General features: G+C 66.9%; 10 protein-coding genes. 4 read left to right on the top strand and 6 right to left on the bottom strand.

Going from position 1 to position 21,532, the window contains the following annotated elements:
- The first annotated feature begins 15 nt into the window (after positions 1 to 15).
- Both ACZ6ZD_RS33400 and ACZ6ZD_RS33395 read left to right on the top strand, forming a co-directional pair.
- Entirely contained in the window at positions 16 to 858 is an 843-nt protein-coding gene (locus tag ACZ6ZD_RS33400; protein WP_465678190.1) for a helix-turn-helix transcriptional regulator, read from the top strand.
- A 49-nt stretch (positions 859 to 907) separates the two neighbouring features.
- Positions 908 to 1,651, top strand: coding sequence for an SDR family NAD(P)-dependent oxidoreductase (locus tag ACZ6ZD_RS33395; protein WP_465678182.1), 744 nt, complete (start codon positions 908 to 910; stop codon positions 1,649 to 1,651).
- Here ACZ6ZD_RS33395 and ACZ6ZD_RS33390 read toward each other — a convergent pair.
- Positions 1,648 to 2,004 (bottom strand): MerR family transcriptional regulator, encoded by a 357-nt coding sequence (locus ACZ6ZD_RS33390; protein ID WP_465678180.1) that lies wholly within the window; start codon positions 2,002 to 2,004, stop codon positions 1,648 to 1,650. The genes ACZ6ZD_RS33395 and ACZ6ZD_RS33390 overlap by 4 nt on opposite strands.
- 58 nt (positions 2,005 to 2,062) lie before the next feature.
- On the opposite strand from ACZ6ZD_RS33390, the gene ACZ6ZD_RS33385 reads away from it, so the two are divergent.
- The gene (locus ACZ6ZD_RS33385; RefSeq protein ID WP_465678179.1) at positions 2,063 to 2,749 is read left to right on the top strand and encodes an SDR family oxidoreductase; all 687 of its coding nucleotides are present in this window, start codon (positions 2,063 to 2,065) and stop codon (positions 2,747 to 2,749) included.
- An 80-nt stretch (positions 2,750 to 2,829) separates the two neighbouring features.
- Positions 2,830 to 3,183, top strand: a complete 354-nt coding sequence (locus ACZ6ZD_RS33380) for a hypothetical protein (protein WP_465678177.1) — start codon at positions 2,830 to 2,832, stop codon at positions 3,181 to 3,183.
- Positions 3,184 to 3,280: 97 nt separating this feature from the next.
- Here the strand turns inward: ACZ6ZD_RS33380 and ACZ6ZD_RS33375 are convergent, their stop codons facing one another.
- The 5 genes from ACZ6ZD_RS33375 to ACZ6ZD_RS33355 form a co-directional block, all read right to left on the bottom strand.
- A complete protein-coding gene (locus ACZ6ZD_RS33375) occupies positions 3,281 to 3,682 on the bottom strand; it encodes a hypothetical protein (RefSeq protein WP_465678175.1) in 402 nt (133 codons plus the stop codon).
- Positions 3,675 to 9,947 carry an RHS repeat-associated core domain-containing protein gene (locus tag ACZ6ZD_RS33370; protein WP_465678173.1) on the bottom strand — a complete coding sequence of 2,091 codons (6,273 nt, stop codon included), beginning with the start codon at positions 9,945 to 9,947 and terminating at the stop codon, positions 3,675 to 3,677. Before ACZ6ZD_RS33370 ends, ACZ6ZD_RS33375 begins: the two co-directional genes overlap by 8 nt.
- Positions 9,948 to 10,027: 80 nt before the next feature.
- A complete protein-coding gene (locus ACZ6ZD_RS33365; protein ID WP_465678171.1) occupies positions 10,028 to 13,498 on the bottom strand; it encodes a LamG-like jellyroll fold domain-containing protein in 3,471 nt (1,156 codons plus the stop codon).
- A gap of 222 nt (positions 13,499 to 13,720) precedes the next feature.
- Positions 13,721 to 15,985 carry a transglycosylase domain-containing protein gene (locus ACZ6ZD_RS33360; RefSeq protein WP_465678169.1) on the bottom strand — a complete coding sequence of 755 codons (2,265 nt, stop codon included), beginning with the start codon at positions 15,983 to 15,985 and terminating at the stop codon, positions 13,721 to 13,723.
- Positions 15,986 to 15,994: 9 nt separating this feature from the next.
- Positions 15,995 to 21,511: an ATP-binding protein gene (locus tag ACZ6ZD_RS33355; RefSeq protein WP_465678167.1), complete on the bottom strand. Its 5,517-nt coding sequence runs from the start codon at positions 21,509 to 21,511 to the stop codon at positions 15,995 to 15,997.
- Between the last annotated feature and the right edge of the window lie 21 nt (positions 21,512 to 21,532).

Genomic DNA, 21,532 nt, shown 5'->3' with positions numbered 1-21,532 from the left:
GCCTGCGCACGTGGACTGGATGGTCGACGCCCCCCCCCCCCCCCCCCCCCCCTCCCCGCCCCCCCTCCCCCCCCCCCCCCCCCCCCCCCCCCCCCCCCTCCCCCCCCCCCTCCCCCTCCCCCCCCCCCCCCCGCCCCCCCCCCCCTGGCCGGGCTGCGCCGTGAGGAGGTCGCAGTCCTGTCCGGGGTCAGCGCGGACTACTACACGCGGCTGGAGCAGGGGCGCGAGCGGACGCCGTCCGCACAGGTAGTCGAGTCGATCTCGCGAGCGCTGCGACTCGAAACGGACGCACGCGACCACCTGTTCCGGCTGGCCCGGCTGGCACCCGGGACTGAGCGGGACGACGATGTGGTCGCGGCCGAGCTGCTACAGACGATGGCGGCGTTTACGCAAGCAGCGGCGTACGTGACGAACCCTGCGTTCCGGGTGCTGGTTGCGAACCCGGCGGCGAGTCAGCTGATCACGCCACTACAGGGGCGGGAAGAGAACGTGCTGGCCGCGCTGTTCCTGGATCCGTACGCGCAAGAGTTCTACGGCAACTGGGACGAGGTCGTGCGGGCGTCGGTGAGCGCACTGCGGTTGTCGGCCGGTTTCACCCCGCCGCATGCCGAGGTGAGTGAGCTGGTCACGCGGCTGTACGGCGAGAGCGCGCTGTTCCGTTCGCTGTGGGACGACCAGAGCGTGGCCGGGCTGACCGTGACTCACAAGACGATCCACCACCCTGAGGCCGGGCTGCTCGAGCTGAGCTTCCAGACGTTCGGCGTCCTCGGGGCGCCTGGTCAACAGCTCACCGTCGCGACTGCGGCGAGCGGGACGCGCAGCGCCGACGTCCTTGCATCCTGGGTGCAGCACTCCTAGGAAGACTCGCTCTGCCACGGGACGCCGCTGCGGCCGTTGACTGGGCGTCATGAACATCGTCATCATCACTGGCGGCAGCCGCGGGATCGGCGCCGCCACCGCGCTCGCCTGCGCCGAACGCGGCCTGGGCGTCGTCCTCACCTACAACAGCAATCCGGACGCCGCGGCCGACGTGGTCGGCAAGATCGCGGCAGCGGGCGGGACGGCGGTCGCGCTGGAGCTCGACGTCACGGACACCACCACCTTCCCGGCGTTCGCCGCCGCCGTCCGCGCGACGTTGCAGGAGACGTGGGGCCGGGCCAACTTCGACTACCTGGTCAACAACGCCGGGTACGGCCTCTACAACCCGATCGCCACCGTCACCGAGGAGCAGTTCGACGGACTGTTCCGCGTCCACCTCAAGGGCCCGTTCTTCCTGACTCAGACGCTGCTCCCCCTGATCGCGGACGGCGGTCAGATCGTCAACCTGGTCAGCGCGACCACTCGGGTCGCCACGGCGGGCGTGGCACCGTACGCCACCTTCAAAGGCGGCCTCGAGGTCCTCACCCGCTACCAGGCCAAGGAATTCGGCGACCGTCGCATCCGCGCCAACTCCGTCTCCCCCGGCGCCATCCGCACCGACCTCGGCGGCGGTCTCACCGACGACTTCGAAGCCCACTTGGCCGCCCGGACGGCGCTGGGCCGGGTCGGCGAGCCCGAGGAGGTCGCCGCCGTGATCGCCCTGCTCCTGTCCGACGACACCCGCTGGATCAACGCGCAGTCCATCGAGGTCGGCGGCGGCTTCGACATCTAGCTCGGGCGGCCGTACTCCTGTTCGCACAGCGCGATGACCGCGGTCAGCCGACCGCGGGCGGCGGTCAGCTCGGCGATCTGGACGTCGATCTGGTCCCGCTCGCGAGTCAGCCGCGCCTGCGCCTCGGCCGGGCTGAGATCGCCGTCCACACAGGGCATCAGGCCGGCGATGGTGCGGCTGGACAGGTTTGCGGCGAACAGCTGCTGGATGAGCTGGACCCGCTCGACGGCCTCTTCGGCGTAGAAGCGCTGCCCTGCGGAGCTGCGCTCGGACTCCAGCAGGCCCCGCTCTTCGTAGTAGCGCAGCGCACGCGTGCTGACGCCGGCGCGCGTGGCCAGCTCTCCGATCCGCACAGTGACCTCCATCACAAGACTTGCCCTTGACGTCAACGTCAAGTTTTAGCGTCATCGTATGCAGATTCAAGGATCGATCGCCCTCGTCACCGGAGCCAACCGCGGGATCGGCCGCCACTTCGCCACCCAGCTCCTGGAGCGCGGCGCCGCCAAGGTGTACGCCGCCGCCCGCCGTCCCGAACTCATCGACCTGCCCGGCATCCAGGCGCTCCAGCTGGACATCACTGACCCCGGCTCGGTGGCCGCCGCCGTCCGGACCGCCGCCGACGTCAACCTCCTGATCAACAACGCCGGGATCGCCAACAGCGCGGACCTGCTCACCGGTGACCTCGATCTGGCCCGCGCCGAGATGGAAACCAACTTCTGGGGCACCCTCAACGTGATCCGCGCCTTCGCACCCCAGCTGGCCGGCGGTGCGATCCTCAACGTCCTCTCCGCACTCTCCTGGGCCTCCTTCCCGGGCTCCGGCGGGTACGCCGCCTCCAAAGCCGCCGAGTGGAACCTGACCAACGGCATCCGCCTCGAGCTGGCCGCCCAGCAGACCCACGTCACCGGCCTCCACCTCGGCCCGACCGACACCGACATGACCGCCGCCCACGACATCCCCAAGAGCGACCCCGCCGTCATCGCCAAGGCCGGCCTCGACGGCCTCGAAACCGGCAAGTGGGAAGTCCTGGCCGACGAGATGCCCCGCGTCGTCAAAGCCTCCCTGGCCGGCGACCCCCAGGCCTTCTACACCCCGTGACCGCCCCACCCCACCTACCGCAGCCCACCCACCGAAATCAAGACTAGAACATCTGTTCGAACACCGGCTAATCTGAAAATATGCTTGGTCGGTTCACAGTGCGCCCCGCAGACGACGGCTCCGAAGGCTTCGGCGTCTGGGACGGCGCAGTCAACGGCTGGCGCGCCAGCGGCCTCCCCGACAAACACGCCGCCGCCGAAGCGGCCGTAGAACTGGAGCTCCAGTACGACGCCCACGGCCCCCGCCCCGCCGGCGCCGTCCGCCTCCTCCCCACCCCCCAACCCGTCCGCCGAGCCACCTGGGGCGAAGGCCACATCGAAGCCTGGGTCCGCGACACCGGCACCGGCGCCTGGTACGCCAAATTCCGAGACCCCACCGGCCTCGTCTCCCTAGTCCTCGGCAACGACGTCCGCCCCCTCAAAGACCCGAACTGATAACCAGCGACCGACTATCGTTGGAGTCGGCCGATCGATTCTTACAGAACGGTCGAGCAGTCACCTACGCACCGAAAGACGCTCGAAGTCTTCTTAGTCAGTCCGTCATCACGCGAGCTAGAATCGCTCGGATCTCAGGAAGATCATTAGCAATCTTCTTACGTCGCGCATAATCCTCAGCCACCGCTACCGCGTCGGTAAGCAGTTCCCAAAGGACCCCGTCACGATCACCCACAGACCCGATTGGGACGGCCGCTTGTACCAACAAGTGTGAATTCTTTCGACTGAACCTTCCAGTACGAATGCCAACGAATTCATTGGGAACCAAACGCCCGTCCACATGGAAAACCACATTGACTCGCAGGGGGCCATCGAATCCTTCGCGCGCAGAACGGATTCGCTTACCAAGAGAATTTATCGCATTCTTCCACTCCATGCTGCTGCGATCCGAGTCACCCAGCACGGAGCCAATCGATAAGAGGGGAACCACTTCATCCACTGCGTCTACCTGCCCATGGCTCACGATTGAGCGGACCGGGGTCGCGCTCAACAATCCAACGTTCCAGATTCAACATATGACCCCGCACACCACTGGTCATGGGGATGAGGTTCTTGTCAGCCAAGAAGCCCTGCGTATATCTACCCTTCAAGTCGTTCGTAATGCCCCATTTGAGTAGATTTCCGTCCTGATCCTCTAATCGGTAGAGATGAGTCAGAGCCTTGCTAGCGCGCGAGTTACCATGCGCCGATTTCAGAGCAGCAGCCGCCTTCTTCGCCGGGTTGGCGACAAACCTACCGGAAGCAACGTCTCGCAAGGCACCGTTCGGTCCAGGCACAGTCGCCGCACTCGACGACACCTTACCAACTGCCGACTTGGCCAGCGCGGTTACTACCTTCCCAGCCGCTGCACCAGCGCCTACGCCTATGGCACCGCCTGCCGCGCCTGTGACGCCGCCTACAACCACTTCTTTAGCAAAGTTTGCCGTACTGAAGGATTCTTGGGCATCCAGCGCTATCCGTGTGCCATATCCGAGACTGGCTCCGGCTGCACCCATAACAGCACCAGCCGCAATCAAGCACCCGAGGCCCGCCGTCGCACCGCAGAACGCAGCGACACCAACTATCGCGACACTTGCAGTCACAACCTGTCCGATTTCGGACGCATGCGCGTCAGCCCACTCTTTAGCGTGGTCGACGAAATCACTGACCCCGTCAACGGCCTTCTCGTACCAGCGCTTTTTCTTCTTTTTGGGTTGGTTGCTGCCACCGTCATCGTTGCTCCCCCCGCCGCTGCCACCGGCGCTGGTGCTGGTGCTGGTGCTGCTGTTGTCAGGTTCGTTAATGATTGACTTGGTCGCGTCGGTGGGCTCACCGCCTCCTCCGCAGGAGAGGCATTTGGGGATGAGGCCAGTCGGGTCGGAGTTTGAGGTGGGGTTGTCGTTGGCGTAGGTGTAGCCGAGCATTTGCTGCGGGTCGTTCGGGTCCAGCACGGGGTCGACGCTGAGGAAGCGGCCGATGGTGGGGTCGTACTCGCGGGCGCCGATTGTGGTCAGGCCGGTGGTTTCGTCCTCGGGTTTGTTGAGGAAGCCGTGGTTGTCCGGCCAGGCTGTCGCTGCGGCGCCGCGGGGGTCGCCGAAGGGTTTGGCGTAGCGCTTGGTCGGAGCGAGAGTGACCGAGTCGACGGCGACCTGGGAGGTGCCGTGATAGTCGGTGACCAGCCAGGACATGTCCGAGGTCGGCGTGCCGTTCGCGGAGCGAACGCCGATGGTCTGGCCGTTGAACGAGTACTGGCGCTTGGCGAGCACCTTCTTGGTCGTCTTGTCGAGGGTGAGCTCGAGGTCGCCCATGAAGAGGGTTACCTCGGTCGGGTTGCGACGGACCAGCAGGCTGCCGTCGACGTCGTAGACGTACTCGGTGTCACCTTCGGTGCCGGACAGCTTGGCGAGCTTTCCCTGCTCGTTCCAGCTCAGGGACTGCCCAGGTCGGACTGTTGTGTTCCCGCGGGCGTCGTAGCTGTAGTTCTTCACCGGACCGGCACCGTCACCGCTCTGAGTGACGCTGGCGAGTGTGTGGGGCTGGTTCGTGTTGTAGGCGAAGGTGCTGGTGACGTCGCCGGCAGTGGAATGGTCGACTTGGGTCTTGCGTAGACCTGTTGGCGTGTAGGTCCAGGACTGCCAGTACGGTGCTACGCCACCAAGGCTGAGCGAGCTCGGGGTCTGCGTGCAGTCGGCGTTGGCCGGGGTCCATGCCTCCTTCAGACGGCGCTGGCCGTCGTACTGGAAGCACTGAGTATCGCCGCCGTCGACCAGATTGTGGTCTCTTGTGACGTTTCCGCTCGGGTCATAGGTGTACTGGTGGTAGGAGACCAGCTTCTCTTTGCCACCAGAGGCCTCTCTCAGCCGCCGGGTGCCGTCTTCGTAGTCGTAGTTGAGCTGCATGTCGCTGTTCGAGCCCAGCCGGTACTCGAGGGTCTCGCCCAACTGGTGGTAGGCAGTGCCGGCCACGTAGGTCGCATTCCCGACCATCTCCGTCGGCATACCCATGGGGTTGTACTTGAGCTGCACTTCCTCGGAGTTCAGGCCACCGCCCCGAGGACTGAGGTAGGCCTTCAGCGTCTTGGCATCCGGCATGTACGCGAACTGGCTCGTGTAGGTGCCGCCGAGCTCGTTCTCCGCCGCGGACGGGATGGACTTCGCAACCCTCGTCGGCTGGTAGAGCACATTCCGGTCAGTGATCGCCGTTCGGTACGCCGGTCCGGTCTTACCTGTGGTGTAGCTCGTCGACTCGCCGAGTTGTCCCAGGAAACCCGCCTTGTCGTATCGCCAATCGGCAAGCAGGTTTGCAGGGGCGACACTTGTCTTGTAGAGCCCAGTCTTGCGGTCGAGTACGTCGTAGGTGGTGATAAGGGTGTTGTCGGTGGAGTCCGTCGTGGATACGAGCCGATCGCCCTCGTCGTAGGTCGAGGTCGACCGACCGGCGTCGGGGTCGGTGCTTTCGATCTTGCGGCCACGGAGGTCGTACTTGTACGTCCAGGCTCCGCCAGCTCCGTCCATCCGGGTCATCCGACCCGCGAGGTCGAACGTGTACTTGGTGAGGTCAGGTGTCCCGGTAGCGGTGTTCCCGTCGAACTCTCGGCGTTCGACGACCTGGCCGCGTGCATCCGTGACGGTCGCTGTGGCGCTGCCTCCCGCAGGCGGCAGCACGGTTACGGTGTCACCGCCGTAGCGCGTGCTGGTCGACCACTTCGGCTGCAAGCCGCTCATGAAGGTCGACTTGATGGCGCGTCCGACACCGTCGTACTCGTTGAAGGTCTGGTTCGGCACCGAGGCGTTCGGAATCTCGACCAGCGGAGCCGCAGGTGCGGATGAGTTCCAGACATCGGCGTTCTGATAGATCGCCTGCCCTCGCGAGTCGTATCGCGTCTCGCTGATGACCCGGCCACTCAACGCGCCCGGTGACTGCGACTGCCTCGGGCGAAGTAGCGAATCGAACTGCTGGTACGACGTGACGTAGCCATCGGCGTTGACATTCAGCGCATCGGTCCGGATCGTCGATGCTGCGGTGTTCGAGATCGTGTAGGTGTACTTCGTGTTCGCAAGCTTCGGCGACGCCGTGGCCTGACTCGGCAACCACACCGACGTCAGTCGGCCGAGCGCGTCGTACGCCATCTCGGTGACCTTGCCGTTCGGATCACTGGTCTTCGACGGCAGCCCCCACTCCGGTTTGTAGGTGGTTACCGTCGTGAAGCTGGATTGCCCACCGTCGTAGTTCGTCACCGTCGGCTGGGTCACGGTCGTCTCTGTGAGCGGACCGGACAAAGCAGGCTTGTACGCCGTCGTAGTGATCCGCCCCAGCGCATCACCTGACGAGGTGACCCGGCCGAGCACGTCATATCCTTTGGTACCGCTCGTCTGATACGAAGGCTGGCCGTCCGTGTAGCTGCGAAGCCGCTGAACGCTGGTCGCGTCGCCCTTCGTGACTGAGCCGTAGGGCATCTTGTCGTAGAGAGTGCGGACGTCGCTGAGCACGCGCTTCTCCGGCGGATTCGGCGAATCCGCATCACACTTGCCGGTCGAGCTCACGATGCGGATCGGCAGCGCGACCAGCCAACTTGTCCTGTCTTTGGCGTAGCTCGTGATCGTGCAGGTCTCATCGGTCTTCGTCGAGTCGCCGAGGTCGGTCACCTTCACCGGCAGACCGTCCGAGTCGTACTCGGTCATCGTGGCGCGCACGAGGTTGGGGCGTCCGCCGTCCCGGACCGTCCTGCTCGTAGTCGAGCCCGCGGCCACGAAGTTCGATTTGAGACTTCCTCCGGGGACGGCCTGCGAGGCCCGCTCGGCAACGACGTAGTCCGTGATGACCCCTGACACCACCGTTGCCGAGCTCGCGCTCTGGTAGGTGATCTCCTCGAGCGGACTACCGGCGAGCGCCTCCTTGTCAGCGTAGACCTTGTCCTCGGAATCGACGATGTCGACGTTGCGGCGCGGGTCCGTGTTCGGGTTGCCGTCGCCGTCTTCGAGCTTGTCTCCGTCCATACCGCGGAAGTACTTCGTGACACTTCTTGAACGTTTCGACGGCTCGGCCGGATCTCCGGTGTACGTCGTGACTGCGCCGTAGCCGCGCCACTCCGACCAGGTCTTGTCCTTGTCCTTCAGCATCGGAGATTCCTGGTAGTGCCAGGCGCCTCCACCGGAGTACACGTACTGCGACATCATCGTCGCGCCATTGCCCGTGGGGTCCGAGGTCACGACGCTGTCGAGGACGTACTTGTGGAACCAGTCCTCGCGCTCGTTCGCCTCGAGCGGTGGCTTCCACTTCACGGGATAGCAGCGTTTCGTGTTCGAGTCCTTGACCGGGCGCTCGCCGGACATGCACTCCTTCGGCGCATAGTTCACCATCACCTTTGCGCCGGTCTCCGTGGTGATTTCATGGATCCGATTTCGGACGATCGCATTCAGATTGTCCTTCGTGCTGTCGACACGGTTGGCCATGCCGACCTCCTTGAAGGTCACATCCGGAACGCTGATGGCCGTGCCGACCGTGCCGCTGTGCGAGATTCCGTCCAGCCACATCGGCCATCCGGAGCTGTCGCCAGTAGAGGTGAACCGCTGCCGCGTCTGCCAGCGATCAACCTCCTGCGGCGTCGTCCCGTTCAGCACGAACGTCTGAACCTGGACCAGCCGCTTTCGCGAGAAGAACGTCGGCGACACCTTGTTGGTACACGCCGTCGTGCCCTCGCAGATCTGGTCGAACGGAACGTCCGGCCAGTTCCCACGCGTCGAACTGTTGAGCGTCGAGCAGTTCGACAAGCAGCGCTCGGCAGTTGTGAAGACAACCTGCTGCGGAGCCTTCGTGGTGTTCGACAGCTCGCCGTCCCGCAAGCCGTAGTCGATCCGGGCCAGGTACCCGCCACGAACATACGACGTCCCTGGGGAGGCGATACCGTTCTTCGCGTACTTGTTGGTCTCCTTCGTGTACCAGTACGACATCGCATTGCCGTGCAGATCGACCACATAGTCGAGATTCCAGCGCCACCCCAGATCACAGCTCGAAGCTGTGAACGTCGCGCCGTGGCAGGGTTCGTTGGCGTCATCGCCGAACACCGGCGCGGTGTAGACCGAGTTCGTCACCGCCGTCAGGTTGGCGTTCAGCTTGTGCTTACCGAAAAAGTACCGCGTCCCGTCGGTAGTCGTGACGCGCCAGTACTCCTTCCGGGCATCACCGTTCACGTCCGTGCCGACAAGCTTGTCGACCTTCGAGCCGTCGTCGTTCTTCAACTTCCAGGCGCTAGGACCGTTGTCCCCGCCTGAGGCTCGCACAAGCTCGGTCGCCTTACCGTTCAGGGTCAGCGTCGCGTTGTCGTATTTCCAGCATTGGTCGTACTTCCCCTTGTTCGCTCCCCCGGTCTCGTCCTCGTCGCAACTCGTGTACTTGCGCTCGATGAACGACTCGGTCAGCTCGAACCCCTCGCCAACCCATGACACCTGGTTGTTCGTAGCCGAGGTCCGGCCATCCACCAACTGCGCCGAGTATGTGAACGCCAGACTCGGCGTCGGCCCGGCCACTGCCGGCGGAACCCGCAGCGGATACGACCAGGTGAAGTCCCCACTCGAACCGCCCCCGGACCAGTTCGAGGCAGCCGACAACTGCGTGGCCGCGAAGTCACCGGTGCTCGACTCCGCTCCGGCTGTCACGGCGAAAACTGTCGGCTGCGTGCTCAAGGGCGCGGTCGCCGTTACGGTCTTTGACGCCGGATCATTCTCGCTGCGAAGAAAGGTGCTCGTTGAACAGGCCGGAACCTTGGGGGTCGTCAGGATGCAGGACGGCAAGGCGACGACACGCAAGCGTCTGTCCCAATCGGCACCGAACGCGTTTGCATAGCCTGAGTAGTCGAAGGTCAGTTTGGCGTCCGGCAGCGCCGTAGCGGCCTTCGCCTTGACCAACACACCGCTCACCCCGGCCCGAGCGCTTGCTGCCTGATCGAGGACCTCTAGGTCGGCGGTGACCGTGCTGGCCGCTTTGGCGGAGCTGGCTGCGAACAGCCCATTCTTCTCGGCACCAGGTCTGTTAACGAACACTGACCGATGTCCAGGGGCCGGCCAGCTCACCGGTCTGTTCGCCACAGCGGCCGCAGCCTGCGCTTGATCAGCCGCCAGGGGCCGCGCCACCGGTGCGACGGCTGACACCTTGGCATCCGGCGCCTGAGTCGCCGCCGGCGCCCGCAACGCCTCGGCTCGTGCCTCGGTTTGGGCCGTCGGTCCCACAACCCCAACTGTCGCAACCATCGAAACTGCGAGCAGAACAGGAAACGGGTGGATCCGAGGTTTGCGCATCATTCGCCTCATCAGGAGCACTCCGAGGGGTCACCGGTCACATCGATACACAACTGCTTGTCAGATACGACACCCGCATAGATGCGGAGATCGTCCAGAAGCCCGCCGAATGGCGAGTAGGTCGCGCCGGCCGGAGCCTTGCCGACGTGGGTGGAACCGTTGGTGAATGGCAACTTGAACTCCGTCAAGCTGCCGACATCGGGATCAGCATTGATCCGTATCTTGAGCTTGTCGTTCTTCGCGTCGTAGATAGCCGCGACGGCCATCCAGTCCGACGACACCGCGTTCCGATCAGTGATCGCCGGCGCCTCGACCGAGGTGCTGGTGGTCAGATCGCCGTTGGCTCGTACGAAGACCCAGTGGGCCCTGTCGCTACTGGTGGGATCCGGACGATATTCCAATCGCCATGAGTCCTTGTTGGTACCGGCTTGTCGGACGACGATCTGCTTCTTGGCGGGATCGGTGATCTGCACCCACGCCGTCACCGTAAAGCTGCCTGACGCGTCTACAACGGGCCTGTTGATTGAAACGCTCTCTGCAGCACTGCCGCTGAATGCGAGGACTCTGCCGCGGTGGACGTCCTCCACGATCGCGGCGGACTGATCTGTCCCGCCGAATCCTGAGACCGCCAGGTCCGCGTCGTAGACCTCGTCCGGAGTGTTCCAGCCGCCGCCCGCCCCAGGTTCCAGGCCATCGAACGGATAGCTTGCCGATAATCCGGCGACCGTCTCATCGTGCCCCGAAGGACCTACCCGCGGGTCGGCCAGCCGTTCTGCCTCGTCCTCGGGGACCACCCGGTCATAAATCTGTACTTCATCGACCGAGCCATCGAGCACACCAGTGGCAGTGCCCAGGCGATAGGAGCCGACTTCCACCGATCCCATTGCTTTCCACGGCGTGTGGTTGTACTTCGCCGTCTGCTGCAGCCGGCCGTTCATATAGAGCGTCACGCTCGTCTCGTCCACATTGAAAACAGCCAGCAGATGCGTCCAGGCGTTCAGAACCGGCGGGGCCTTGGAGTCGACCCGAACTGCCGGAGTCGTTGTGGCACTGGTGTTCTGGTAGAAGATCCAACGATCCTGGGGCGCTGGTACATAGCGCAGAACCGCGCCATACGCACTGGTTCCATTGATCGCGACGGCGACGCCATCTCGTTTGCTCTTCAGCCTCACCCACGTCGAGATACTGAAACTCTTGGAGGTGTCGACCACCGGGCCTGGCGTCGTCGCCCGATTGTCACCAGGATTCTGACCGTTGAAGGCCAGCGAACCGCCAAGCCGGCCAGCGTCGTCGAACTGCGCACCCGTAACAGTCAGGTGTCGCCCCTTGCCGGACGAGTCGGACGCGGTCCCACCCGATCCTTCGTCGAACGACCACGCCGCGACAGGCGGCGTACCGGGGCTGACATTGATCTTGTGCCGCGCTTCAACACTCCGGTGCTCAGCAGCGTCGTGGGAAACAGCATTCAGGATCATGGCAGACGGACTCGGGGTCGTGAGTGTCACTTCGACCGAGCGGCCGGCGACTCGCTTCTCGGTGCCGCCGAAACCGTAGCTCAAGGCAACGACATCAGGACTGTTCGACTCGATCTTGTACGTCACCTTGGCGAGGAACGGCACCAGGGACGGGCATGCGGTCTTCCCAAAACAGTTGACCAGCTCAGTGTTGTCATAGCTCGCCGTGATCGTCGGCGGGGGCGGCGCGAAGCTGTCCACCACGAAGAAGCACGGGCCGCCCCACGCAGAATACAGCTTCGTACCGTTAGGCAACGGATACACCGTTCTGGCGTTGTAGGTGTACAACGCACGCTCAGCCAGCTTGACCTTCGATGCCCTCTTCTGCAGCACACCCGGAGAAGTCAGTGGACTTTCCATCGTCGACACCGGCCCACCCGAGTTGCGGATCAGGAACTCGACATAGACCCGCGCCGTGGCGTCACCGACCCCCATCTTGCCTTTGGCGGAGATTTCCGGCTGCTTGTCCGCGACAACCGTCGGTCTGGTCGACGGTGCACAGTCGTGCGGGAAGTCCGTGGGACTGGCAACGCCGAGCTCATACGCCGGTAGCGGGTAGGCGACATACTCGACCTGCAGTTGAGAGATGTTGGCGAACTGCTTCCACGAGAACTTGTCTTTCTCGTCCGAAGCACGCAGCCGGAACGTCGTCGACAGCAAGTCGGCGTCGGCGGTCGCCTGCATCGAGGCGGTCACGTCGAACTCGAGGAAGCCGGCCGGGCAGGCCGAGCTCCACCCTTTGGCGTCGACCACCGTAGCGACGTCGGCCTCGACTGCAGGCTGGTTGTTCCAGGTCGTGCGCGGGGAGATCGGCTTGACCCGCGAGAGGACGACCCCCTTCTTGGTGCAGTTGGCCGAGTGCGTTTCATACGCCATCATCGACGCCGCGATGATCTTCTTGTTGGTGTAGTAGGAGGTGTTGAACTGGTAGTACGAGCGGACGATCTTGCTCTGCTCGAAGCCCTCGTAACCAACGCCGAGACTGTGCTCGGTCTGCCAGAACGATGTGCCCGGGTACAGCTCCCAGGCAGCTGTCCAGCCGACCCGGTCCTTCTTCTTGATGATGGTGGGATCGAGGACCACCGGGAAGACTGTGTCGGCGGCCGCAAGCATGCTCTGGTCCGGCTTCACGGTGAGACCAGCCTCGCTGCCAGCCAGATCCATCAACGCATGCTTTGCCTCACCGGCGGGCCCCTCGTCGACGGCCGCAGCGGCACTCTTCGACCGTGCCTTGGAGCCGGCCGAATCCCACATGAGTGCCTCGCCAACGGTCAGGACCTGACGGCCTGATGAGTCGACATAGGCCGGGCGGCCCGGCTGGCTGGTGCTTAGCTCCAGATTCTGCGTGCTGACCGGAAACGTGAGGGTGCGCAGCGCAGGGTTCGAGGCGGCCTCACGGGTCTGGACCACCAAGTTGTAGCTGAAACTCTCCGCAGTCACGTTGATGACCAGGTCCACGCCCGGGAGTACGGCGGCGTAGGTCGCCTTGGAACCGGAGAGGGTCGGCTTCGAGAGCGGCCAAGGGCTCTTCAACTCGAAGACCGCCCCATCCTGCTTGAACCGGGCCAGCGGGCCACCGCCGCCGTTCGAGAAGACCATGTCGGTGGTCGATGCCTTCGGAGCAACGAGTCCGTCAACGCGAACCTCGAGCGCAGTATCGATTTCACGCCAGGTCTGGCCTTGGCGCACACGAACAGGCTGATTGGAGATCTCGGCTTTCAGGGTTCCCTGCGGAGTCGCGACGGTACGTGTGTACTCCGTCGTCCGCTCCTCGACCTCGACCGAGGTGTTGAACTGTGCGGCGAGGCGCGACGCCTCGGCCTCAGTCTTGGCCGACTTCGGTGCGACGACCGGTGCAGCCGTGGCCGCAACCGGTGTCGCGACCAGGCCGGCCGCGATCACCACGCTTGCCGAGAGAACCCCGATCGGGCGCACGAAGGCGCGCCAGGACCACCTGTTGAAAGACATACCTCACCCCTGAAGTCACCACAGCCGAACTGCGAGCACCCCCGAGGTGCGCTTCTCAAGGCGGTTGAGAAGCGCACCAACGGTGACTTGCGAACACCCTCCGAGTCAACGGAATTGCACGAAGTGACATTGCGCAAGTACCTGGTACATCTCCCAGCGGCGGTGTATAGCGCCCCGAGCACACGGCGGCCGCCGGATCAAGACCCGAAACGCCAGCCGCAGCTACGGGGATCCGGGGCCTTTGGAGAGGTGGATGGTGATGAGGGTGCCGGGGGTGGCGCCGGCGGTGGGGCGGGGGTCGGTGTGGGCTACTTTGCCGGTGGGGATGGGGGAGGTGACCAGTTGGTTGGCGATGGTTACTTCGAAGCCGGCTTTGCGGAGGAGGGTGGTGGCGGCGGTGCGGTCGAGGCCGGTGACGTCGGGGAGGGGTTTGCGGTTGCCGTTGAGGATCTTGGTGGAGGGGGCGGTGAAGCGGCGGAGGGGGAGGCCGCGGAGGGCGCCTTGGATGGCGGTTTTCCAGATCGGGCCGGCGGTGCCGGAGCCGGTGGGGTCGGAGATGTCGCGGCCGTCCAGGGTGTGGCCGTACATGAGGTTGGTGTAGGGGAGGTTGGCGTCGGCGACGACCGCGGCGGCGGCCAGGTTGGGGGCGTAGCCGGCGAACCAGACGGCCTTGTTGTCCTGGATGGTGCCGGTCTTGCCGGCCAGGTCCCAGTTGCCGAAGCGGAGTTTGCCGCCGGTGCCGCCCGGGTCCATGACGGCGCTGAGGACGCGGTTGACGCCGTCCGCGACACCGGGAGCCAGCGCCTGTTTGCACTGCGAGCGCGGGGTGGCGATCGGCTTGTTGGCCTTGTCGCGGACCGACAGCACGATCAGCGGCCGGCAGTACACGCCGCGGGCGGCGAAGGTCGCGTAGGCGTTCGCCATCTGCAGCGGGGTCACGTAGCCGACGCCGAGCGTCATCGAGATGACCTGTTCGAGCGGCTCCAGTGTTTGGGCGTCGTACATCCCCACCCGCTGCGCGACGCCGGCGATCGAGCAGAGGCCGACCCGCTGGGACAGCTGTAGGAAATAGGTGTTGGTCGAGTAGCGGGTCGCCTCGACCATGGTCAGGTTGCCGCTGCGGGTCGAGTTCCGCGGGGTGTACTTCGGATCCCGGGTGAACCCCGAGCAGGTCCGGAACTTCTTGTTGCTGAGGTTGATCTGCTCGGGCGAGTTGATCCGGTAGTCCAGCGGGATGCCCTTCTCGATCGCCGCCGCGACCGTGAAGGCCTTCATCGTCGAGCCGTTCTGGAACCCGCCGTACCCGCCGGCGTACGACTTCTCGACGTTGTAGTTGTAGTTCGTGTGGTGCCGGCCGTTGCCGTACGGCCGGCTCTGCACCATCGCCTTCACGATCCCCGTCCCCGGCTGGACGATCGTGACCGCGGCGGTCGCGGTGTCGGTCCGCCGGGCGTGCTGGTCGATCGACGCCTGAGCGGCCGCCTGCATCCGCGGGTCGAGCCCGGTCCGGATCGTCAGGCCGCCGGTCTTCAGGCGGTGGTCGCGCTCCTTCACGGTCCGGCCGAGGGCCGGGTTGGCGAGCAGCTGCGAGACGACGTAGTCGCAGTAGAAGGGGTAGCGCGAGCTGGCGCAGCCGTTCGGCACCGGGTCGACCTTCTTCAGGTCGATCACCGGCGTCTTCAGCGCGAGGTTCGCCTGGTGCACCGAGATCACCTTGAGCTCGAGCATCCGGCGCAGCACCAGGTCGCGGCGCGCCTTGGCCCGCCGCAGGTTGTTGGTCGGGTCGTAGCCGGTCGGGTTCTTCACCAGGCCGGCCAGGAGCGCGGCCTGCGGCAGGTTCAGCTTCTCGGCGGTCGTCCCGAAGTAGTGCTGGGCGGCGACCTGGACGCCGTACGCGCCGTCGCCGAAGTTGACCAGGTTCAGGTACCGCTCGAGGATCGTGTTCTTGCTCAGCTCGCTCTCGAGCGCGATCGCGTAGCGCAGCTCGGTCAGCTTGCGCTCGTAGGAGACCTCGGTCGCCTTCTGCCGCTCGGCCTCGGTGCGGGCCTTCTCGATCAGGCTGAGCTTCACGTACTGCTGGGTGATACTCGAGCCGCCCTGCTGGACCGAGCCCTCGCTCTGGTTGCGGACGACGGCGCGCAGCGTGCCCTTCGGGTCCAGCGCGCCGTGCTCGTAGAACCGGGAGTCCTCGATCGCGATGATCGCCGTCTTCATGATCGGCGCGATCCGCTTCAGGCTGACCGGTACCCGGTTCTGCTCGAAGAGCGTGGCGATCACCGAGCCGTCACCGGCCAGCATCCGGCTGCGGACGGCGACCGGTTCGATCACCAGCTCCCGCGGCAGGCTGTCGACCGTCTTGGCCAGCTGCTCGGTGCCCAGCCCGGCGAATCCCGCCAGCGGAATCGCCAGGCCCGCGGCCAGGGCGCCCGACAGCACGCTCACGCCGACGAACGTGATCAGCGAGCGTGCTTTGTCGCTTGCGCCCATGGCGCCACCCTAGTCGCTGTCAGTACCACCCGAAAGACCGGCTGTGATTGCCTCGATCAACCGCGGGCGCAGTTCGGCGGCGCTGATCACGGCGTCGACCGAGCCGACGTCGCGGGCGCGCTGGATGCTGTGCACCTTGTCGAAGCCGATCGCGACCTCGGTCAGCTTCTCGGCCCGGACCGTGGCCCGCACCTCGGCCAGCTCGGCCGCGAGCTCGGCGCGCTCGGCCGCCGCGGCGTCAGCGACCTGCTCGGCCAGCGCCGCGACCCGCGGGTCCGCGGCCGTCCGCGCGTCCACTTCGGCCGAGAAGACCACGGCCGCCGCCGGCGCGCCGCCGAGCACGGAGGCGAACGAGCCCTCGACCGCGAGCACCGTCATCCGCGGGTTGAGCTGCTTGGAGAACACCACGAACGCGCCGCCGTGGTACCGCGAGACGACGCAGAACACGATCGGGCCCTCGAAGTTGACGATCGCCCGGCCGATCTCGGCGCCGTACTCGAGCTGCAGGTTGCGCATCGAGTCCGGTGAGCCGTCGAACCCGGACAGGTTCGCCAGGACGACGACCGGCCGGTTGCCGCTGGCCGAGTTGATCGCCCGCGCGGTCTTCTTCGACGACCGCGGGAACAGCGTCCCGGCCGTGTAGGTGTCCGGCCCGTCGGCCGGCGGGAAGCCGCGCCGCGGCACCGACTTGGACTCGATCCCGACCAGGCAGACCGGGTAGCCGCCGAGCCGCGCGTCCTGGACGACGGACGTGTCGGCGTCGGCCATCCCGGCCCAGCGCTCCAGGACCGGGTGGTCCTGGTCGCTGACCGCCCGCATCAGCGTGCGGATGTCGAACGCCTTCTTCCGATCCGGGTTGGTCTCGGCGGCGAAGATCTCGCCCACCGTCTTGAAGTCGCTGCCCTCGATCTCGTGCGGGTACGGCGTCACGTCGCGCTCGATCGGGTCCGTCGTGTCGGCCCGGCGCGGCCCGGTCTCCCCCGGGACGACGTACGTGTGGTCGTAGTGCGCCATCAGCACGTCCCGCGCGCCCTTGAGGTCGGGCGCCCAGTACTGCGCCTGCCCGTTCGGGCCCATCACGCGGTCGTAGCCGCCGATGCCGAAGTTGTCCTCGGCCGAGACGCTGCCGGAGAAGTCCAGCGTCTGCTTACCGGTCAGCACCATCGCGCTGTCCGGCGTCATCACCAGGATGCCCTTGGTGTGCATCAGCATCGTCGCCTCGGCGTTCCAGTACGGCTGGGCGCCGACGTTGATCCCGGCGACGACGATGTTGATCTCGCCGCCGTCCTGGGTGAACTCGACGATCCGCTTCAGCGCCTTCGCGACCCAGTCCATGTTCTCGGTACCGGAGTCCATCGAGATCCGCGCGCCGGCCGACAGCGAGAACCACTCGACCGGGACCCGCATCCGCTCGGCCAGATCGATCGCCGCGATGATCCGCGCGCACTCCGGCTCCGCGACCGCGCCGAGCGCCTTGGTCGGGTCGCCGCTGAGGACGACGCGGGTCAGCCCCTCCGGGTACCGAGCCGTCGGCGTGGTGACGACGCCGAGGATGACGCCGGCCTTGTTCAGCCCCTTCGGCCGGTCGACCGGGACCAGCGCGCCGGAGTCGTCCAGGTCGTGCTCGACGAACGAGCCGCCCGGACCGGCCACCATGTGGCTGACCTCGTAGGGGTAGATGGTGTTGCGGCGCCGCGAACGCTGCACCTTCTGCGCGTAGTCGTCCAGCGGCGCCAGCCGGGTGGTCGGCGGCTCCTCGATCGAAGTGACGACGCCGGCGCCCGGCTGGTAGTAGAACCGCGCCGCGACCGGGTAGGCGACGCCGTCGGGCGCCTCGACCTGGCCCTGGATCAGGACCTCCTCGATCCCGGCGCCGGCCGTCATCGGGGCGATCTTGCTCTTCAGCGTGGTGACCTCGTCGACCTGCGCGTCGACGACCGGCCAGATGTGGATCCAGACATGGTTCATGTCCAGCTTGGCTCCGGCCGCGCCGCGCGCCGTCCGCGCCCGGCGGACCGCCTCCAGGCAGTTCGCGATCGCGCGCTCGGCGTGCGGCAGCGAGGTGACGTTCCCGTCCTCGTCCCGGACGACGGCGAACTGGCGCACCTGGGCCAGCGCGACGAGCCGCTGGTCGGCCGGGTTCTCCCGGGCGACGCAGTAGTAGAGCAGGACGTCGTCCGGCCCCTCCAGCCGGGTGATGCGGAAGTCGCGCAACCGCCACAGGTTCAGCCGGCGGCCGACCATCGGGTGGACGCCGCGGACGTTGTCGTCCTCGACCAGCGAGCCGTCGGCCGGGCGGTAGGTGAAGTACGAGACCGGACGGCCGGAGCCCGGCGCGACCGCGACGGAGATCCGCCGGGCGCGCTGCGCGATCGGCAGCTCGGAGACCATCTGCCGGTACAGATCGGAGGCGTCCTGCTGGACGGCGGGCAGATCCGCGCCGTACAGGTAGAGCTCGACCACGGCCTCGTGCCCGGCCGGGCGCGCCTCGATCTGCGCCTCCAGCGCCCGGGACAGCGCGCTGGCCGGGTCGGCCAGCTCGGCCGTCGTCCCGACCGTGGTGACCAGATGGCTCGGACGGTCGTCGATCGTGTAATCCGCCGTCGCGAACGGCCGCCCGTCCACCGCGAACTCGCGGACGTCGTGCAGCTCGTACTCGCGGTAGTGCCGCCGGACGAGCACCTCGAGCATCGGCTCACGCTCGCCCCAGCCGCCCTCGAGCCGCTCGGCCAGGAAGCGGACGATCGGCTCCGGGATCGCGGCCAGCGCGTCGATCCGCTGCTGGCGGTCGGCCGCCTCCGGGTGCGCGGCCAGGTCGGCGACCTCGGCCCCGACGCCGCCGATCACGGACGCGCGCTCCGCGTCGACCAGCGGCTCGTCGAACCAGCGGAACCGAACGCTGCGCGCCAGGTCGCCGATCACCGGGAAGCGCAGCTGGGTCGCCACGACGAGCCGGTCGAGCAGCTCGTGCGCGGCCTCGTCCAGCGGGGCGGCCGGGCGCGGCTCGCCGATCCAGCGCTCCAGCAGCGAGGTGACCAGCAGGACGTCGGGCGCGGACCGCTGCTGGGCGAGGAAGATCCGGAACACGGCCTCCTCGACCTCGGTACTGCGCTCCAGATCCTTCACGCCGTAGTGACCGAGCACGCGGGCCAGCCGGGTCTGGAACTCGGCCGGCAGCCCGCCGCGCTCCGGATCCAGGCTCTGCAGGTAGGTGTGGAAGTGCTCACGCGGGCTGTGCACCCGGTTCTCGGTGCTGATCTCCTCACCGGCGGGCCGGTTCCGGCTCAGCTCGGCGAAGTCCGCGAAGACGGCGAGCAGGTCGATCTCGCCGACCACGGCCGACTGCGGCAGCTCGAGCCGTGCGAGCAGGTAGGCGTACAGCATGCCGCCCTCGTCGCGCGGGTCGATGTCGTACCCGAGCAGCATGCTGCGCAGGTCGTCCAGCCCGCGCTCGACGCGTTCCTCGGCCGACTTCTCCCCCGCGCCGTTCGGCAGATCCAGGCGGACGCCGTTCGACACCGGGGCCGCCGCCTCCGCACCGGACTCGTCCGCGACCGGCTCCAGCCGGACCAGCGGCGCGCCGGTCTCCACCTGGCTGCCGGTGGTGACCTGCAGCTCCTTCACGGTGGCCTTGAACGGCGCGTACAGCACCGTCTCCATCTTCATGCTCTCCAGGACGAGCACCGGCGCACCGGCCTCGACCACCGCACCGGTCTGCACGGGCGTCGCGACGACGAGCGCCGGTGCCGGCGACCGCAGGACGCCGCCCTCGTCGCGGCTGACCCGGTGCGTGACGCCGTTGACCTCGATCAGGTGCACCGGACCATGGGTCGCGGTGACGAGCCGGAACCGCTGCCCGTTCACGCTCAGCCGGCTGGTGTAGCCGTCGAGCCGCTCGAGATCGGCGTCCACGACCTTGAAGGCCTCGCTGCCGGACCCGACGCCGACCCGGAACCGGCCGGAGCCGATCCGGGCGACCGTGACCCGGTAGCTCGCGCCGCGCAGCTTGAGGTCGATCGCGCGGCCGACCTCGTGCTGGACCTGCGGGCGGCCGCCGTGCGCGGTCTCCAGCAGGCGGGCCCGCTCGACCTGCTCGGCGTCCTGGTAGCCCTCGATCGCGGCCGCGACCAGCGCGATCCCGGAGTGCCGGTGCGAGATCAGGCGGCCCTCGCCGCGGACGCGGTCGATCCAGCCGGTGTCGGCGCTGCCGTCGATCACCTCGGGCTGGTCGAGCAGCTCCAGGATGAAGCTCTTGTTGGTCGCGCCGCCCTCGATCAGGACGGTGGTCGCCGCGACCGCGCGCCGCAACCGGGCCAGCGCCTCCTCGCGGGTGCGCCCGTAGCCGATGATCTTGGCGATCATCGAGTCGAAGTCGGCCGGGATGCTGTCCCCGGCGCTGACGCCGGTGTCGACCCGGATGCCGGGACCGGCCGGCAGATCCAGGACGGCGATCCGGCCCGGGGACGGCGCGAAGTCGCGGTCCGGGTCCTCGGCGTTCAGCCGGGCCTCGACGGCGTGCCCGAGCTCGACCGGCTTCGGGCCCTCCAGCCGGCCGCCGTTCGCGACGTGCAGCTGGGCCTTGACCAGGTCGAAGCCCGTGGTCAGCTCGGTGATCGGGTGCTCGACCTGGAGCCGCGTGTTCACCTCGAGGAACGCGAAGCTCTTCTCGCCGGGGTGGTACAGGAACTCGACCGTCGCCGCGCCGCGGTAACCGACCGCGAGCGCCAGCCGCTCGGCCGAGGCCTTCAGGTCCTCGACCTGGCCGGCCGCCAGCAGCGGCGAGGCCGACTCCTCGATGACCTTCTGGTTACGCCGCTGCACCGAGCAGTCGCGGACGCCGAGCGCCCACGCCGTCCCCTGGCCGTCGGCGATGACCTGCACCTCGACATGCCGGGCGCCGGTGACGAGCCGCTCCAGGAAGACGATCCCGCTACCGAAGGCGCGCGCCGCCTCCTCACTGGTCCGCGCGTACGCGTCGGTCAGCTCGTCGCGGGAACCGACCATGCGGATGCCGCGGCCACCGCCACCAGCCGTTGCCTTGAGCATCAACGGGTAGCCGATCGTCTCGGCCGCGGCCAGCGCCGCCTCCAGCGACTCGACCGGCCCGCGGCTCCAGGGAGCCACCGGGACGCCGACCTCCTCGGCGATCAGCTTGGAGCCGATCTTGTCGCCGAGTTTGCGCATCGCCTCCGGCGACGGGCCGATGAACGTGACGCCGATCCGCTCGCACAGCTCCGCGAACGCCGGGTCCTCGGCGACGAAACCCCAGCCGACCCAGGCGGCGTCCGCCCCGCTCTCGCGCAGCGCGCGCTCCAGGACGGCCAGGTCCAGGTACGGGCGCGCCGACGCGGGGCCGAGCGGGTACGTCCGATCCGCCTCGCGCACGAAGGTGGCCGTACGCTCGCCGTCCGTGAACAAGGCGACGGTCTCGATCGGCTCGCCGCCTTCGGCGTTGACCTCCCGGACCGCGTTGATCAGCCGCATCGCGGCCTCGCCTCGGTTCACCACTGCGATACGCTTGAACATCGACCGCCTCCCTGTCGCACC

The organism is Kribbella sp. NPDC104218, from assembly GCF_055584105.1.
The sequence above is the reverse complement of the archived record's forward strand: the minus strand, read 5'-3'. Positions and strand labels throughout refer to the sequence as shown.